Genomic DNA, 16597 nt, shown 5'->3' with positions numbered 1-16597 from the left:
CCTACCGACGGCCCATCGCTTGTCGCGCTGGTTTCTACAACCGGGTGATCACCGAGGTCAGCAGGATCTCGACCTAGGGTCTGCGCCGTGCTGCGCTTTGTGAAGAAGGACGTCCGATCGATCTACGAGGTCGACGGCAGCGACGACGCGTCAATCGCGCCGCTCCATGGCCGACGGTCCTGGACCCGGGGTTCGACCACGATCGCCGGCGAGCCGATCGAGTTCGAATCCGGCGGGCGCGGCCAGGTGTCGGTCGTCAGAGCCGGGAGCGTCGTGGCGCAGGGAGCGATGGAGCGCACCGAGCACCGTACGACGTGGGACGGGCCCGAGATCGTGAGCCGCCGCAAGGGACGGCGCCAGTTCGTCGCCGAGTCCGACGGCCGTCAGGTTGGAACGGTCGACCTGGTCGGCGTCGCCGGGCGACGCATCGAGGCCGACCTCCCGACCGACCTCCCGATCGAGGTGCGGTTGCTGATCTCGTTCATGGCCATTGGCGCTTGGAACCGGGCGGCCAATTCGGCCCTCTGATCAGTCCGGACTGACGGCAGGTCAGGCGTCACCGAGCGGATTGGGCGCCTCGATCTGCCGCATCGTGGTGAGTGCATGCACTGCCAGTTCGTCGTCCTGGAAGAACTGGGTGGCCACGAAGACGGTGCGACCGCGATGCTTCTCGACCTTGCTCTCGATGACGAACGTGGGCCCGAGGATCGGCTCGAAGTAGTCGATGCGCATGTTGGTGGTGGCCAGCCACCCCCGAGGCACCGCAGGGTCGAGGCGACCCGGGCCGGCCCGCACGGTGAAGAGCGCCACCAGATCGACATACGTGGGGGTGAACCCACCGAACAGCTGACCCCGCGGGTTCAGCGCGTGCTCAGGAAGGTGGGCCTGGATCTTGAGATAGCCCGGTGACTCATCGAGCACCAGCCACTCGTAGGCCTCGAGGAAGTCGCCGGCCTGGTGGCCTCGCCCCACCAGTCGGTCCGGCGACGTCACGACGAACGGCGGTCGATTGTCGGGAGTGGAGGTGTCGGGCTCGGTCATCGGGAGCATCATCGCAACCCTGCCCACCGATTGCGACCTGGGACCGGTGTTTGCCCAGGCCGTGGCCGACTGCGACACTGCATCACACATGTTCAAACGATTGTTTTTCGCGCTCGTCGTCGCCTCACTGCTCGCCTGGCCCTCGGCCGCTGCACCGGCAACTCCCACGGTCGATGACCTGATCACCGAACCGGGGTTCTCGACCAGCCAGGCCGACATGCTCCGCCTCTACCGAGCGTTCTTCGACCGCGAACCCGATGACGTCGGCGCCGCCTACTGGCTGCGCGTCGCGGAGGAAGGTGCGTCGCTCGATGTGATCGCCGAGAGTTTCGCGGCCTCGACCGAGTTCACCACCACCTACGGCGCCACCACCGACGAGCAGTTCCTCGAGATCGTGTATCGCAATGTGCTTGGCCGCGACTACGACCAGGGCGGGTTCCAGTACTGGCTGGGCCAGCTCCAGACCCAGCTGAGCCGTGGCGGCACCGTCCGCTGGGTTGCCGCCAACGACGAGTTCGTCGCCAAACACCCGTATCCGGCCCAATCAGTCCGGGTCTCGTCGGTGACCGATGGCGACTCGTTGGTGCTCGCCGACGGACGATCGATCCGTCTCGCCCAGGTCGACGGCCCTGAGTACAACGAGTGCTTCGGCACCGACGCCACTCGCTATCTGCGTGACCTCGTCGATGGTCGCGAGGTCTTCCTGCGCCGTCCCGACGGAGCGCCGACGTTCGACGCCTACGGCCGCACGGTGGCCGACGTGCTGATCATGCAGGGCGACCGACTCGTTTCGGTGAACGAGGCGATCGTCGCCGACGGCTACGGCGAGTACGACGAATCGTTCGCCCACGAGGATCCCGCACTCGGACGTCGACTGGCGGCGGCGGAGTCGTCCGCTCGCGCTGCCGGCCGGGGGCTGTGGACCGCCTGTGCCGCCACACCGCAGCAGGTGCCGGTCCAGCCAGTCGTCCCGTCGACGCCGACCACACCTGGCGCCGGCTGCCACCCGGCCTACACACCGTGCGTACCGCCGCCGGCGCCCGATCTCGACTGCAAGGACATCGGCCATCCCGTCCAGGTGAACCATGCGTTTGGCGATCCTCACCGACTCGACGGTGACGCCGACGGCGTCGGCTGCGAGTCCTATCGCTGACCGGAGCCGAGAAAGCCAGACAAGGGTTCCTTCCGCTCCACTACCCTGCGCGCCATGAGCGAGCCCGCCGATACCCCCGACACGATCGCACCCTACGACATCATCCCCGACGACAAGGACTGGACGTGGGTGCTCGAGGAACGATGCCCCGACTGCGGCTTCGACGCCGCCGGGCTCGACGTGACCAAGACCGGCGACGCCGTGCGGGCAAATGCGGCCACCTGGGCCGAGGTGCTCCGTCGGGCTGACGCGACGCAGCGGCCTGACCCGACGACCTGGTCGCCGCTCGAGTACGCCTGCCACGTTCGAGATGTGTTCCGCCTGTTCTCCACGAGGCTTGCGCTCATGCTGAATGAGGACGATCCGCTGTTCGCCAATTGGGACCAGGACGCCACCGCAGTGGCGGAGCGCTACGGCGAACAGGATCCGGCCGTCGTGAGCGCCGAGCTGGTTGCCGCGGCCGACACCGTCGCTGCCGGCTTCGATGCCGTCGCCGGTGATCAGTGGCAACGAGTCGGCCGTCGCTCCGACGGCGCTGCGTTCACCGTCGATTCGTTCGCCCGGTACTTCCTCCACGATCCCGAGCATCACCTCGCAGACGTCGGCGCCGGCTGATCGGTTGATCAGGCCTGGGCGATGCGCACGAGGTTGCCCGACGGATCGCGGACTCCACAGTCGCGCACACCCCACGGTTGGTCGGCCGGTTCCTGGACGATCTCGGCGCCCGACGCCTTCACCCGCTCGAAGGTGGCATCGAGATCCTCGGCCCGGAAGATCGCCGCTTGCAGCGACCCCTGGGTGACGAGCGCCAGTAGCGCGTCACCCTCGGCCTGGGACCGACCGCCGTGCGGCTGCGACAACACGATGGCGACATCCTGACCAGGAGCGCCGACGGTGACCCAGCGAAACCCGTCGGCCGCCACATCGTTGAGGACCTCGAGACCCAGAGCGTCGCGGTAGAACACCAGAGCGGCGTCGGGGTCGTGGACCGAGATGAACATCTGCGAGAGAGAAACTGTCATGCCGTGACCCTATGAGTGCGACCCCATGCCGTGCTTCTTCGATCCTGCTCGCTTCGCAATCGACGGACCGGTGGACTTTGGATTGCTCATCCCGTCGTGGCGGTTCGCCGTGGCCGGGAGGCGATCATGGCAACACAGGGCGGGATCTCCTCGTGGGCGCGGTGGTCCCGCGCTCGATACTGCGACGGCGTCTCGCCAACCACTTCGGTGAATCGCGAACTGAACGAACCGAGCGATGTGGCACCGACCGCCATGCAGGCGTCGGTCACCGACTTGCCCTGCCGCAACAGCGCCTTCGCCCGCTCGATCCGGCGAGTCATGAGGTAGGTGTAGGGCGTCTCCCCGTAGGCGGCCCGGAACTTGCGCGAGAAGTGGGCCGACGACATACACGCTGCTGCTGCGATGGCCTTGATGTCGAGCGGCTCGGCGTAGTCCCGGTCGATCAGGTCGCGTGCCCGCCGCAGGTTCGCGAGATCGGCGAGTTCCTGCGGTGTCATGGCGGTGACGCTACCTCACCCTCGGTTGGCTACGGTGCGGCTCGTGGATGCCATCTCGTTGCTGAAGAGCCATCGTTCGATTCGCAAGTACACCGAGGAGCCGGTGCCCGAGGACACCCTCGCCGACATCATCTCGGCCGGGTTTGCTGCGGCCACGTCGTCGAACCTGCAGGGCACGACTGTCATCCGGGTCCGCAACCCCGAGACCCGATCTGCCATCGCCGCTGTGGCCGGCGGCCAGACCCAGGTCGAGACCGCCGCGGCATTCTATGTGTGGTGTGCCGACCTCCACCGCTCGGCGGTGGCCTGCGAGGCGAACGGCGGCGAGTTCTCCGCCGGCATGACCGAGCACTTCATGATCGCCACCGTCGACTGTGCGCTCGCGGCCCAGAACGCCGTCGTCGCCGCCGAGTCGCTCGGCCTCGGCATCTGCTACATCGGCGGCATCCGCAACGATCCGGCCCAGGTCACCGAGCTCCTTCGCCTCCCCCAGCAGGTCTATCCGCTGTTCGGCCTGTGCATCGGCTGGCCCGACCAGGATCCCGAACTCAAGCCCCGCCTTCCCCTGTCGGTCACGCTCAAGGAAGAGTTCTACGACGAGCGTTCCGACGCCGAGGGCATCGCCGCCTACGACGAGGAGATGCGGGCGTACTACCACGCTCGCACCGGCGGCAAGATCGATCGAGTCTGGTCGGCCGACATGCACGCTCTGCTCGGCAAGGAGAGCCGCCCCCACATGCGCGACTTCCTGGCCTCCCAAGGCTTCACCATGCGCTGACCGCCACAGCGGCCCAGCCAAAGCTCCGGGGCTCCGTACGCTCAGCCGCGCACAACCCCGGAGGTTGCCAAGATCCCGGACACCAACGGCAAAGCTCCGGGGCTCCGTACGCCCAGCAGCGCGGAATCCCGGAGGTTTGCTGGAATTGGACGGTGGCCCGGAGGTTTACCAGTACTCCTCATAGTGGATGTTGCCGGGGCTGCGGCGCTGGTCGAGGGTGAAGCCGCGCTCGGTCATCAGTTCGACCACGCCCACGGTCTCGGGGAAGGTCTTGTTGCCTTCCTCGCCCTCGGGCAGGCCGATCATCGATGGGTTGCCGCAGAGGAAGATGTGGGTGTTCTCGGGGTCGAGCGTGAGCCCGTAGTCCTTGCCGAACACGTCGTCGGTGATCAGATCCTGGATGTACCGCTTCGGCACGTCGGGCTCGCGAGTCGGCATCGGCAGGTAGTGGTAGTTCGGATAGCGCGACTCGAGCTGGCGGTGCTTGTCGAGGTAGCCGAGGTCGGCCCACTTGCGCACCGAGACCGCCGACACGATCGGACCCATGTGGCCCTTGCGGAGAAGTTCGACGACCATGCCGTTGTGCGGCGCCTCGCCGGTGCCGGTGCCGAAGAACAGCACGGTGGCGTTGGGGTCGGTCACGGCATCGAGGGTGTAGCGACCGGCCACCTTCGGTCCGAGGTAGATGCGATCGCCGGGCCGCTTGAGCGCCAGCCGGGGCGTGAGCGCCGGCACGTTCTCGGGCGTCGGGGCCACGAGCACGATGTAGAACTCGAGCTCGTTGTGACCGGCCTCGGAGGTGAGGTAGCCGTGCTCGTCGAACATCCGACTCGAGATCGAGTAGGAGCGTCGGATGAGCTTGTCCCAGCGCTCGTCGAGGTTGCGGTCCTCGGCGTCGTCGATGCGGGGCTCCCAGAATCCGAGCCCCAACGATGCGTACTGACCCGGCTGATGCGAGGTCTCGCCGTGGTCGGGCCGAATGCGCAGCACCCAGAGATCGGAGTGCGTGGGTTCGAAATGGGTGATCGTGGCGTTGTAGTGCTCGTCTCGCAGCTCCTCGATCACGGCGGTGTGGCGCTGGCGTCTCTCGATCACGGGCGCCGGCTCGACCAGCTGCAGTTCGGGGAAACAGGCGGCAGCGATGTCCTGCCCGACCCGCCAGCCGGGTGAGGTCGGGGCCACGGTCGACTCGTCGGGCTCGCCGACGAAGAAGACCTTGCCGGTGGCGAGCGCCGCGTCGGTGAGGCCGACGTCGGCCGGCCCGAGTGTGTTGCGGCCCGAGGCGAAGACCACCTGATCGAACTGGAGGTCGGGCGTGTGGCGATCGGCGAAGTACGCCATCGGATAGCCGGCGACGTTGCCGATCTGTTCGGGCACCGAGCGATACAGCAGGGTGGCTCGGCGCTCGCGCTCCAACCGACGGAGCATGTGTTCGCCGGCCGGCGAGAGCCGCGTGGGGTCCATGCCTCCGGCGGCGAGTACCACCCGGGCACCGGCAGCGGCAATGGTGGCGGTCAACTCGACGGCGTGGTCCATGTAGCCAACGACGAGGACGTCTTCGTCGGGCCGGGCCACGATCTCGTCGACGTGAATACGCGAGTCGAGCGTGGCCGGTGTGTTGATCGGCGGATTCCACGACGGATCGGAGCGGCGGTTGGCCACCAGAACCGCTCGGGTCCGGTAGGCAAGGCGGTTCGTGGTGACGATCAGCAGCTCGCCGTCGGTGTCGATCGACTGGACGTCTTCGCCGTAGCCGATATCGAGCTGGTTGTCGCCGACCAGCTCGGGGAAGGCGACCGCCGAATGTGATTCGATGACCCGGACAAGGCCGAGGCCTGACCGCAGCGAGGAGATCGCAACGGACAGGCCACTGGCGGTCCCGCCGATGATGACGAGATCGTATGCATTCGACCCGGTGGTGGGGCCGTCGGTAGTTGACATGGCCCTTAGGGTGGATCGAACCGGCGCCGAGCGCAAGCCTTGTCGGGAGGTTGGTTCAGGCGTTGATCGAGGCGACGGCCTCGCCCGAGAACACCGTGACCCCGGCGCCATTGGTGGTCGCCACGGAGAGGGTGACCGTCGGGTCATCGCCGGTGTCGACCGCGGTGACCTCGGCCGTCGCGCTGAGGTCGTCGCCGGGCCACACCTGCGAGGTGAACCGCCCACCGAACCGCTTGAGGACGCCGTCGCCGACGAGGTCGGTGATCATGGCGCCGGTCATGCCCATGGTGAGCATGCCGTGGGCGAACACGCTCGGATAGCCGGCGACCTGGGTGGTGAAGATCTCGTCGGTGTGCAACGGGTTGTAGTCGCCCGACGACCCGGCGTACTGCACGATCTGGGTGCGCTTGAGGTCTTCGACCAGGACGGCGGTGAAAGTCTGGCCGACGCTGAGATCGCCGGCGGACAGCTTGGGTGCGGTCATGATCAGTTCTCCACGGGCTTCTCGGTCTGGACCCCGACGCCACGAGCGGTGACGACGAGTTCGCCGGCTTGGTTGCGGTACTCGGTGATCGATTCGGAGAACACGAGCTTGCCTGCCCGCTTGCTCTCCTTCTCCCACGTCTTCCCCGGCTTGGTGGTGGCTGTCAACACGTCGCCTGCCCGGAGCGGCTGGTGGTACTCATAGTGCTGCTCGGCGTGGAGCCCGCCTCCGCTGCGCTTCTCGGTGGACTCGCCCTCGGCTGCCGCCGGCTTCGGCGGGGCACCGGTGGCGTTCTTGCCCGAACCGAACCAGGGCTGGCCGATCTTGGGACGCAGGAAGTAGTCCGGATCGAACTGCGCGCTCGCTTGCACGAAGGTCGGCGGGGCGATGATGCCGCCAGTCTCCTTGGCCGCTGCGGAGTCGGGGTCGGCGTAGACGGGATTGTCGTCGCCGATCGACCGAGCGAACATCAGGATGTGGCTGGCTTCGATGGGAAAGCGTTCGACTGCCATGACGCTGGACACTAACGAGCCATCGCCGTCCGGTCGAACCGCCCGGAGGATTCAGGCGTCAGCTGCAGTCATCGACGAGCAACGCCGCCAGCTCGGCCATCCGCGCGTCGCGTGCTGCCGGCACGACAGCGCCAATCGCACCGCTCGACGCGGCAACCTCGGAGCGGAACGCTGCGAGCACTCGGTCGACGACCTCAGCGGTCTCGACGGCCCCTTCGGTGGCGGTGAGCGCCGACGCTGCTGCACTCTCGGCGGCGACGGTCCGGTCGACGTCACCCGAGGCGTCGGCCAGCATCGCATCGGCGGCAGCAAACAGGGCGAACGAAGACCGGAGCTGCGCCGTTGCGCACCGGTCGTTGGCCTCCGAGACCACGTCGCCGGGGAACAGCTCGGGGTTCTGCGAGGCAAAGCCGCTGGCCAGTGCTGTCGCAATCAGCCCGCCGTGGTCGTGCGCTTCGAGACCGATCGCGAAGGCTCGGTCGTAGCGCCCCGAAGCCCAGGCATCGGCCTGGTCGAGGAGCTGAGTGACATGGCTGTGCAGAACGTGCTCGACGGTGTGCACGTCGAGTTCGCCGGCGGTCGCGGCTTCGAGATAGGACGAGAAATCATGTTCGTAGTGCCCGAGTTCGAGCCTCACCGATTCGAGCTCGGTCTCGTCACCCGCTCGCAGCGCCGACGCGTAACGATGGAAGAACTCGATGTGATTGGTCCACAGCTGGTCGAAGGCGAACGCGCCGTCGCGGCCGTAGATGAGTCCGATCGCACCCGTGAGTTCGTCGGTGTTGGTGGTTAGTTGGGCAACGGTTTCAGTCGGATCGTCCTCATCGATCGTCATCCGCATCGTCTCGATCGACAGCATCACGTGCTCGCTCAGCAGCGACTGCAGGAGGAGACGGAGATCCTTGGCCGGGATCTCGGCCGACGGGTCGACGAGAGCGAGGGGTTCGATGCCGTCGACGACGTCTCGCTCGAGCGCGAAGACCGGATCGGTCGCCGTCGCCTCTTCCTGGCCACCACACGCACTCGCCGCAAGGGAGGCGGCGAGCATCACGGTGCCCCAGCGAGCGCTCCGTCGGACGAACATCAGGACACCTCCACACTCGGATGGGCCACCGCGAACGTCGATGGCTCGTAGTGCTCCATCCATGCCTCGAGCTCGGCGACCGGCATCGGTTTTGCCACGTAGTAGCCCTGTGCCACGTCACAGCCGGCCTCGGCCAGCGCTGCCATCACCTCGGCATCCTCGATGCCCTCGGCAACGATCTCCATACCCATCGCGTGACCAAGGCCGATGCTGTAGCGAACGATGGCGTCGGCCTGCTCGTCGGTGAGCATCTCTCGAACGAACGACTGGTCGATCTTGAGCACGGAGGCGGGCAGTGTTGCCAGGTAGCTCAGCGAGGCGTAGCCCGTGCCGAAGTCGTCGATGGCGATCTCGCATCCCAGTTCACGGAGCTCAGTCAGCACGCCGACGGTCCGCTCCTGGTTGGCGACGATGTTGCCCTCGGTCAGCTCGAGGTGTAGCCAGCGAGCCTCGACGCCGAACTCGTCCAGCAAGCCGGCAACGATCGACGGCAGATGGGTGTCGTTGCAGTCCCGGGGCGACAGGTTGACCGAGACGGCAAGTGATCGGCCCTGCGCCTGCCAGACGGCAATCTGTTCGACGGCGGTGCGAAGGATGTGGTCGGTCAGCTCCCGGCCGATCGGGAGGACCTCGACGGCGGGCATGAACGAGAACGGCGGAAGGAAGCCACGCTCGGGGTGATGCCAACGCACGAGCGCCTCGGCCCCGACCAGTTCGGCGGTGGTGTTGTCGACCTGTGGCTGGTAGTAGAGCTCGAACTGGCCGTCGGCGATGGCCGAACGCACCTCGCCCAGCAGGGCCAGCGCTTCCGGCGAGAACCGTTCGAGGGCCGGTCGATAGACCTCGACCGTGGTGAACTGGGACTTGGCTTCGCCCAACGCCACACGACTGCGACGCAGCAGCTCGGCCGCAGTGTTGGTCTCACCGTCGGTGAGACAGATACCGGCCGATGCCCGGACGTCGAGGCGAACGCCCTCGACATCGATCGGCTCGAGCATCGACGCAAGGAAGCGCGAGGCCAGGATCGGCAGCTGTTCCGCCGAGACGTTTCCACCAAGCACGACGGCGAACTCGTCGACGCCCACGCGTGCCACCAAGTCGGACGAGCGGGCCTGCCCCGCCAATCGATCGGCAACGGCTCGGAGCACCGCGTCACCACGCTGATGCCCGAGCGTGTCGTTGACCGTGTCGAAGCCATCGAGTCCGAGAAGGAGCAGCGAGCCCGGACGCATCCGCCCGCGCCCACTATCGAGCATCGAGTTGAGCTCGGCCAGCAGGAGTTCCCGGTTGCCGAGGCCGGTCACTTCGTCGTGTGTCGCTTGGTGCAGGTTCTCCTCGGCCTGCTCGACAATCGTCTTCGAGGCCCGCCGCACCAGTCCGAAGAGTGCGAGGTAGAGCACGATCGTTCCGGCCGCCAATGCGCCGACGAGCCGGTAGGTGGTGACCCACGCTCGCTCGTAGATCGGCGCCGTCGGAAGGTAGATCTCGTAGGCACCGATGATCTCGCCGGTCCCGCTCGTCTCGAGCGCACCGTCGGCACCAAGCCGGATCGGTACGTAGACCGCAAGCAGTTCCTCGTCGACGATGGCGACGTCAGCCCGTTCTTCCGGGGCGGAGAGATCGGTGAACTCCGATACCGATGCCCCCTCGAAGGTCTCTTCGAGGTCGGCCGAACCGGCGAACCATCGGCCCCGGAGCGCAGGGTTGTCCGAGTACGTCAACCAGTGCTGTCGATTCCAGACCTTGAGCCGAACGATGCCGTTCTCCTGCAGGCTCGGCGTCAGGGTCTGGTCGAGTTCGAGGAAACGTTCGTCCGAGAGTGGAACGAAGTCCCGCTGAAGGTCGTCGGCGGTGAGAACCGAGGACACCGCGATGTTCGCAGCGAGCGTTCCGGCTCGAGTCGCGTCGTCGATCGCCTCACTGCGGACCGCCTGCTGGATCAAGATGGCGAGCGTGAGTCCGATCGCCGCGATGACCACGAACGAGGTGAGGGCGTAGCGCGACAACAAGGTCGCTCCCCTCCTCACCCGTCGTCGACGCTCACGGACTACACGCACGTGGTGCCTGTCGGCCCCGACCGCCGAGGTATGAGCGGTCCGAATGAGTTGATCGAGGGACTCCGAACGCGAAGATCCCGGGTCGCCGAAGCCACCCGGGACCTCGAGGTCTGGTGAGTTGACCGCCAGGCGGATCGATCAGTTCTGCGTCGACGCCTCGGCCTGGCTGGCGATCTCGGCCTTCACCTGCTCCATGTCGAGTGCCTCGACCTGCGAGATCAGGTCTTCGAGCGCGTCACCCGGCAGCGCACCAGGCTGGGAGAACAACAGCACACCGTCACGGAAGATCATGAGGGTCGGGATCGATCGGATGTTCAAGGCGCCGGCCAACTGCTGCTCGGCCTCGGTGTCGACCTTGGCGAAGGTGTGCTCGGTGTGCTTGGCGGCCGAAGCCTCGAAGATGGGGCCGAAGGTCCGGCACGGGCCGCACCACGACGCCCAGAAGTCGATCAGGACCACACCGTCGGCCCCGACGGTGGACTCGAATTGGTCAAGGGTGAGATCGATGGTGGATGCACTCATGAGTGGTCGCCTCCTCTGGCGAAGGACCGACGGGGGACGGTCCGGGTAGCGATGGCGGTCACTCGAATCCCTTCACCGTGTCGGGTAGGGCATCCAGCTTCCGGCATCGAAGTCGTACACCTTGCAACCACGTGTTGCCGCCAGATAATCCCGCCACCGGAACCGGCGCTCGACGACCCGATCGGGATACGCCGCGATGATGGCGTCGGCGGCCGCTTCGAGTTCGTAGCACGGGATCCTCATGTCGACGTGGTGAGGCATGTGCACGAAGATCCAGTGGAACACGAGGTTCGCACCCGGCGGCATACGCAGCACCGTGGTGCCGTCGAGTTGGCCACCGACCTTGGTCCACTCGGAACGCTTCAGCCAGTGCATGTCGGGATCGATGTGGTGGACATAGACGGTCCAGCCGATCACCCAGCTGAAGAGGAGGAACGGCACGACCAGGAGCTTGAAAGTGAGCCAGGCGGCACCGAGCAGGCCTGCGACCACGCCGTCGGTGGTGAGGAAGCTGGCAACGGTCAGCCCGCCGACGATGAGGGCGAGCGCCACATCGAGGAAGCTGCGATCGGAACGAATCCGATCCGCCCATTTCGCCGGCGGGTCGAGCGTGACCATCTTGTTCCACCACACCCGATGGAGGTAGTAGACCCCGGCGCCGAACGCCGACCACTCCAGTCGGTGCACCAGCTTCTGCGTCGAGCTGAGCTGGCGGAACTCCTCGGGCGTCACCGGGTGCCACACGAAGTCCATCCCCTGTTTCAGCGTGTGCCCGTGGTGGATGCGGTTGTGGCCGAGCACCCACGACTCGTGGATGTGGAGCGCCGGGACGAACAGCAGCCGCCCGATCGTGCGGTTCAGGTCGTCGTCATCGACCAGCACGTTGTGGGCGGCGTCATGTCCGAGCACGAACATCCCTGACACCGCCAGGCCGGCAAGGAGCCACAGCGGAATCAGCAGATACCACGTATCGGTGAGCGCCAGCCCCACGATCGTGAGTGCGTAGAAGCCGACATCCCGGGCGACGAGTCCGAGGCCCCGCCCGGTCTTGCGTTGACGACAGGAGTCGGGCACGGCGCGAATGACATCGAGCAGTTGCAGCTGCGGCGCGGACAGGTCGGTCATGGACGACTCCAGCCAGTTTCTCTCGGGAACCGCGCAAGTCTGCGGGGAGCGACTCCCGCTCGTTAGGGCCGAAGGTCCTGGGCACCGGTCACATCACGCTCCGCAGCGCGCCGCTCACGCGACGAGCCTCCTCGCCGGACCTGACCGAGCCACAGCGACGACCTAGCCCGCCCTGTTCAGTAGCGGTCCGGGGTTGGGGGTGGTGAGTCCGCGGAAGTGCCCTTCTGGTGCGGGAAACTTGTGCTTGTCGAAGGCCAAGTGATCCGAACCCGAAGGGCACTTTCATGGTGAAGCGTAGACCGCGGCGGCCGGCTCTGAAGGTGACCGGTGATGGGAATGGTGTGGCCAATCACGCAGGGGCGCGTCTGCTTGCCGATCTGGCCGACGCGGTGGGGTTGACTGGGGCGTTGTCGGCGGCGATGGCGCCGACCAAGCAGCGTCACCGGGGCCACGACCGTGGCGAAGTGCTGTGCGATCTGGCGGTCGCGATCGCCGATGGGGCTGAGACGATCTCGGATCTCGCGGTGCTTCGCGACCAGCCCGACCTGTTCGGCCCGGTGGCGTCGCACCCCACGACGTGGCGGTCCCTGGCCGCGATCGACGGCGAGGCGCTGGCACGGATCAAGGCCGCTCGTGCGCAGGCTCGAGCGAACGCCTGGGAGGCAGGCGCTGATCCTGGGTTCTATGTGATCGATATCGACGCCACGCTCGTCGGGTCCCATTCGGACAAAGAACATGCGGCGCCGACCTGGAAGCGCGGGTTCGGGTTCCATCCGCTGCTGGCCTATCTCGACGCCACCGGTGAAGCACTCGCCGGTGTGCTGCGACCAGGCAACGCCGGCTCAGGCACCGCCGCCGATCACGTCACCGTGCTCGACGAAGCCCTCGGCCAGCTACCAGTTGACCCGACCCAGGACGAGATGATCGTGCGGGCCGACTCCGCCGGCTGGTCACACGACTTCGTCGAGGCCTGCCGCGGCCGGCACGTACGGTTCGTGATCGGTCACCAACTCACCGTGCAGATCGCATCCGTGCTCGTTGACCTGCCGCAACGGGCGTGGCAGCCAGCGATCTCCGCCGACGGGTCCGACTGGCGCGAATACGCCGAAGTCGCCGAGATCACCCATCTCGTCGCCGACGTCTTCAACGCCACACGACCCTGGCCCCCAGGGCTCCGGATGATCGCCCGCCGCGAACAACCACACCCAGGCGCCCAACTCACCTTCACCGACATCGACGGACACCGCTACCAAGTGTTTGTCACCGACCTCGCCGACACCGACATCGCCTACCTCGAAGCCCTCTACCGCGGCCGGGGTCGAGCCGAACGACAGATCTGCGACACCAAAGCCACCGGACTGGCCAACCTGCCATCGCACTCATTCGCCATCAACCACGCCTGGCTCCACCTCGTGCTCTGCGCCCACGACCTACTTGCTTGGACCAAGCTCCTCGCACTCAAAGGCACCAGCCTCGCCAACGCCGAACCCAAACGGCTTCGCTACTGCCTCCTGCACACCGCCGCACGCATCGGACGCACCGGACGACAAACCACCTGCCGGCTCGCCGCCAACTGGCCCTGGACCCCCGACCTCGTCACCGCGTTCGACCGCGTCCGCCATCTTCCGCTGCGCTGCTGAGCAACACATCGCGGTCCACCGGCGACCGCAGCACCCCGCCAGCCGGCCAACCCACACCACCCCCTCCACACCAACCCCGCACGCCCCGACACCGAACCAGGCCGCCACGAACACCCGACCACGACCCACCCCCTCACCACACCAACACCAACAACCCCTACCGAACAGCCTGGGCTAGCGGCGTCGTTTCCGCAGCACCTCCAGCGCTTCGTCGGCGTGGGTGTTCATGTTCATCTCGCTGGCGATTTCGGCCAGGAGCGTTCGGTCGCTGTCGACCACGAAGGTCGCCCGCCGATTGGGCAACGGGCCGGGTCGCTTCGCCCCGAAGATCTTGGCTGCGACCTTGTCGGGGTCGGAAAGCAGGGGGAACCCCAGCTCGTTCTGGGCATCGAACTGCGCTTGCCGATCAACCTGATCGGCGCTCACCCCCACGATCGTGGCCCCGAGTTCGGCGAACTCGGCTGACAGATCACGGAAATGCTTCGATTCGATCGTTCAACCAGGCGTCATCGCCTTCACGTAGAAGTAGAAGACCGCCGGACCCGAGTCGAGCAGGTCGGAGAGGGTCACCGTGTCACCGTGTTGATCGAGCAGCTCGAACTCGCTCACCCGTTCGCCAACCTTCATGGGGTTCCTCGCTTGGTCATGCCCGCACCGTAGTCGATGTCGTCCGACCATCCCGGACCAACGCACGAGCCGCTACCCGGCAGGTAATCGCAGCGCAGGAGGTGGGCGTCGATGATGAGAGCAACGGGCCGACCCCACCGAACGGTCGCCGGCCACCGACGAAAGGACATCGATCATGACCGACCTCACCGCCACCATCGATACGCACCTGGCGGCCTACTGCGAGCCCGACCGGGCTCGGCGCCTCGAACTGCTCGAGGCGTCGTGGGTTGCCGATGGCGTCCTGCTCGACCCGCCATTCGACGGCAGTGGCATCGATGGCATTGCCGATCTCGTCGACGCCGTGCTCCAGCACTACCCGGCGCATCGCTTCGAGCGCACCACGAGCGTCGACTCGCATCACGACATCGCTCGCTATGGCTGGTCGCTCGTCGGCCCGGATGGCTCGGCAGCCGTCACCGGCGTCGACATCGCAGAGGCGAACGGCGACGGCAAGCTCACTCGGGTCGTGGGCTTCTTCGGCGAGTTGACGCCAGCTGCATGACCGTGACGTACCGCACGACGTGATCGGGCAGGTGCGGCCACCTTCGTGAGCGGCTGCGGCTGGGGATCCCCCAGAGGGCTTTGGGGGATTTCCGGCGCAGACGGAACGTGCATCGTGCGGCTCAATGAACGACATGCCAACCGCACCAGCCATCACCTCCATCGACCACCGCCGAACTGCCGCTGCTCCGAGCGCTCGACCGGCGGCGACACCATCACTCGGCGAGCTCGCCGGTGCCGCCAAGGCCGACCGCAACCGGGCCGTCGATCTCTATCGAGTCGTCGCCATGGCCGCCGTCGCCGTCGGGCACTGGATCGCCATGGCGATTTCGGTGAACCCCGACGGGTCGCTCAATGGCGGCAACGCGCTCAGCGAAGACGCATCACTCTCGTGGATCAGTTGGATCCTTCAGGTGATGCCGCTGTTCTTCGTGGTCGGCGGCTTCTCGTCGGCGATGTCGCTCGATGCGCACATGAAGGCAGGCAACGCAGGCCGCCCCCAGGACTGGATCTACGCCCGGCTCCGCCGAATGGTCACCCCGACGGCCGTGCTCGCCTCGACCTGGCTGGTCGTGATCGCCGGCGGCTACCTTGCCGGCGCCGGAGCGATCGTTGCCGCCGGTGCCACAGCGGCGGCACTTCCGCTCTGGTTCCTCTCGAACTACACGATCGATACGGCCATCGCTCCGAGCGTGCTTCCGGCATTTCGCCGCCGACCCGGCCTCGTCGTCGGTGGCGGGATCGCCGCCTACCTCGTCCTCGAAACACTGCGCTTCGTCGACGTGCCCGGTCTCCACCACCTGAACCATGTGAACTGGGTGCTCGGTTGGCTGCTCTTCCAGGTCGCCGGGTTCGCCTGGCGCGATGGCATGCTTCCGACCGGTGGACGCATGTTGACGATCGCCGGTGGCTTCTGGGCCACTGCCATTGCCGCCGTCACGATCGGGCCCTACCCCACCTCGATGGTGCACTTCGATGGCATCGTCAACTCCCCCACGCACCCGCCATCACTCGCACTGATGCTGTTCGGCGCCGCCTACTCGGCGACCGCCATCGCTGCTGCCCCCGCCATTTCCCGCTTCCTCGCCGGCAACGCCCGGGTCTGGTCTGCCGTCGTGGGCGCCAACGCCGTGGCCATGTCTGTCTATCTCTGGCACATGACGGCTGCGGTGGCCGCCAGCGCCGTGCTCTACGCCTTCGGCTTGCTTCCCACCGCCGCAATCGGCAGCGCCGCCTGGTGGTGGCAGAAGCTGCCGATCATCGCTCTCGCCATCGTGTTCCTCGCCGGCATCGTCAGCGTCGTCGCTCGCATCGAGCAGAAGGCGCTGCTCGCTCCTCGCACCGGCTGGAACGGCAGCCTCGCCACGATGATCGTCGTTGCCGCGGCACTGTCGGCGGCGATCAAGCTGTGGGCGTCGGGTTCGGTCACGACCGTCATCGCCGGCACCGTGATCACGTCGGTACTCGCCTTCGGACCGACCCGACTCAGCTCGGCTCGCTTCGGGGAGCGCCAGTCGACCGCCTCCCGAGGAGTATGAGTCGGTCGTTCAATTTCTGTTCTCCGGGACCGA

General features: G+C 66.7%; 19 protein-coding genes. 7 read left to right on the top strand and 12 right to left on the bottom strand.

Translation table 11 applies throughout. The features are described from left to right. Window positions 1-87: 87 nt before the first annotated feature. A complete protein-coding gene (locus tag R2733_17970; protein ID MEZ5378395.1) occupies window positions 88-528 on the top strand; it encodes a hypothetical protein in 441 nt (146 codons plus the stop codon). A gap of 21 nt (window positions 529-549) precedes the next feature. On the opposite strand, the gene R2733_17965 is transcribed toward R2733_17970, so the two are convergent. Then, the gene (locus R2733_17965) at window positions 550-1041 is read right to left on the bottom strand and encodes a PaaI family thioesterase (GenBank protein MEZ5378394.1); all 492 of its coding nucleotides are present in this window, start codon (window positions 1039-1041) and stop codon (window positions 550-552) included. An 88-nt stretch (window positions 1042-1129) separates the two neighbouring features. On the opposite strand from R2733_17965, the gene R2733_17960 reads away from it, so the two are divergent. Together R2733_17960 and R2733_17955 are read left to right on the top strand one after the other, a co-directional pair. Next, window positions 1130-2194, top strand: a complete 1065-nt coding sequence (locus R2733_17960; GenBank protein MEZ5378393.1) for a DUF4214 domain-containing protein — start codon at window positions 1130-1132, stop codon at window positions 2192-2194. 54 nt (window positions 2195-2248) lie between these two features. Then, window positions 2249-2809 (top strand): DinB family protein, encoded by a 561-nt coding sequence (locus R2733_17955; GenBank protein MEZ5378392.1) that lies wholly within the window; start codon window positions 2249-2251, stop codon window positions 2807-2809. Window positions 2810-2817: 8 nt separating this feature from the next. Here the strand turns inward: R2733_17955 and R2733_17950 are convergent, their stop codons facing one another. Beyond that, entirely contained in the window at window positions 2818-3216 is a 399-nt protein-coding gene (locus tag R2733_17950) for a VOC family protein (GenBank protein MEZ5378391.1), read from the bottom strand. A gap of 86 nt (window positions 3217-3302) precedes the next feature. Continuing rightward, window positions 3303-3713, bottom strand: coding sequence for a helix-turn-helix transcriptional regulator (locus R2733_17945; GenBank protein MEZ5378390.1), 411 nt, complete (start codon window positions 3711-3713; stop codon window positions 3303-3305). Window positions 3714-3756: 43 nt separating this feature from the next. Here R2733_17945 and nfsA point away from each other — a divergent pair, with 43 nt between their 5' ends. Continuing rightward, window positions 3757-4491 (top strand): oxygen-insensitive NADPH nitroreductase, encoded by a 735-nt coding sequence (gene nfsA / locus R2733_17940; GenBank protein MEZ5378389.1) that lies wholly within the window; start codon window positions 3757-3759, stop codon window positions 4489-4491. Between the two features lie 165 nt (window positions 4492-4656). On the opposite strand, the gene R2733_17935 is transcribed toward nfsA, so the two are convergent. The 7 genes from R2733_17935 to R2733_17905 all read right to left on the bottom strand — a co-directional run bounded on the left by R2733_17935 (window position 4657) and on the right by R2733_17905 (window position 12216). Then, window positions 4657-6432: an NAD(P)-binding domain-containing protein gene (locus R2733_17935; GenBank protein ID MEZ5378388.1), complete on the bottom strand. Its 1776-nt coding sequence runs from the start codon at window positions 6430-6432 to the stop codon at window positions 4657-4659. Window positions 6433-6487: 55 nt separating this feature from the next. Continuing rightward, window positions 6488-6916 carry a MaoC/PaaZ C-terminal domain-containing protein gene (locus R2733_17930; protein ID MEZ5378387.1) on the bottom strand — a complete coding sequence of 143 codons (429 nt, stop codon included), beginning with the start codon at window positions 6914-6916 and terminating at the stop codon, window positions 6488-6490. 2 nt (window positions 6917-6918) lie between these two features. Next, a complete protein-coding gene (locus tag R2733_17925) occupies window positions 6919-7428 on the bottom strand; it encodes a MaoC family dehydratase N-terminal domain-containing protein (GenBank protein MEZ5378386.1) in 510 nt (169 codons plus the stop codon). A 58-nt stretch (window positions 7429-7486) separates the two neighbouring features. Further along, window positions 7487-8512 carry a hypothetical protein gene (locus R2733_17920; protein ID MEZ5378385.1) on the bottom strand — a complete coding sequence of 342 codons (1026 nt, stop codon included), beginning with the start codon at window positions 8510-8512 and terminating at the stop codon, window positions 7487-7489. Next, window positions 8512-10521 carry a bifunctional diguanylate cyclase/phosphodiesterase gene (locus R2733_17915; protein MEZ5378384.1) on the bottom strand — a complete coding sequence of 670 codons (2010 nt, stop codon included), beginning with the start codon at window positions 10519-10521 and terminating at the stop codon, window positions 8512-8514. The genes R2733_17920 and R2733_17915 overlap by 1 nt, the downstream gene beginning before the upstream one ends. 186 nt (window positions 10522-10707) lie before the next feature. Continuing rightward, entirely contained in the window at window positions 10708-11091 is a 384-nt protein-coding gene (gene trxA / locus R2733_17910; GenBank protein MEZ5378383.1) for a thioredoxin, read from the bottom strand. Between the two features lie 72 nt (window positions 11092-11163). After that, window positions 11164-12216 (bottom strand): fatty acid desaturase, encoded by a 1053-nt coding sequence (locus tag R2733_17905; protein ID MEZ5378382.1) that lies wholly within the window; start codon window positions 12214-12216, stop codon window positions 11164-11166. A 284-nt stretch (window positions 12217-12500) separates the two neighbouring features. On the opposite strand from R2733_17905, the gene R2733_17900 reads away from it, so the two are divergent. After that, window positions 12501-13856, top strand: a complete 1356-nt coding sequence (locus tag R2733_17900) for an IS1380 family transposase (GenBank protein ID MEZ5378381.1) — start codon at window positions 12501-12503, stop codon at window positions 13854-13856. A gap of 174 nt (window positions 13857-14030) precedes the next feature. Here the strand turns inward: R2733_17900 and R2733_17895 are convergent, their stop codons facing one another. Together R2733_17895 and R2733_17890 are read right to left on the bottom strand one after the other, a co-directional pair. Continuing rightward, on the bottom strand, window positions 14031-14348 hold the full coding sequence (locus R2733_17895) for a peroxiredoxin (GenBank protein ID MEZ5378380.1): 318 nt from the start codon (window positions 14346-14348) through the stop codon (window positions 14031-14033). A gap of 3 nt (window positions 14349-14351) precedes the next feature. Next, a complete protein-coding gene (locus tag R2733_17890) occupies window positions 14352-14483 on the bottom strand; it encodes a redoxin domain-containing protein (GenBank protein ID MEZ5378379.1) in 132 nt (43 codons plus the stop codon). A gap of 175 nt (window positions 14484-14658) precedes the next feature. On the opposite strand from R2733_17890, the gene R2733_17885 reads away from it, so the two are divergent. Further along, a complete protein-coding gene (locus R2733_17885) occupies window positions 14659-15027 on the top strand; it encodes a hypothetical protein (GenBank protein ID MEZ5378378.1) in 369 nt (122 codons plus the stop codon). A 133-nt stretch (window positions 15028-15160) separates the two neighbouring features. Then, window positions 15161-16564, top strand: coding sequence for a hypothetical protein (locus R2733_17880; GenBank protein MEZ5378377.1), 1404 nt, complete (start codon window positions 15161-15163; stop codon window positions 16562-16564). Window positions 16565-16597 lie beyond the last annotated feature (33 nt).

Source organism: Acidimicrobiales bacterium (assembly GCA_041394265.1).
Taxonomy (GTDB): Bacteria; Actinomycetota; Acidimicrobiia; order Acidimicrobiales; family SZUA-35; genus JBBQUN01.
The sequence above is the reverse complement of the archived record's forward strand: the minus strand, read 5'-3'. Positions and strand labels throughout refer to the sequence as shown.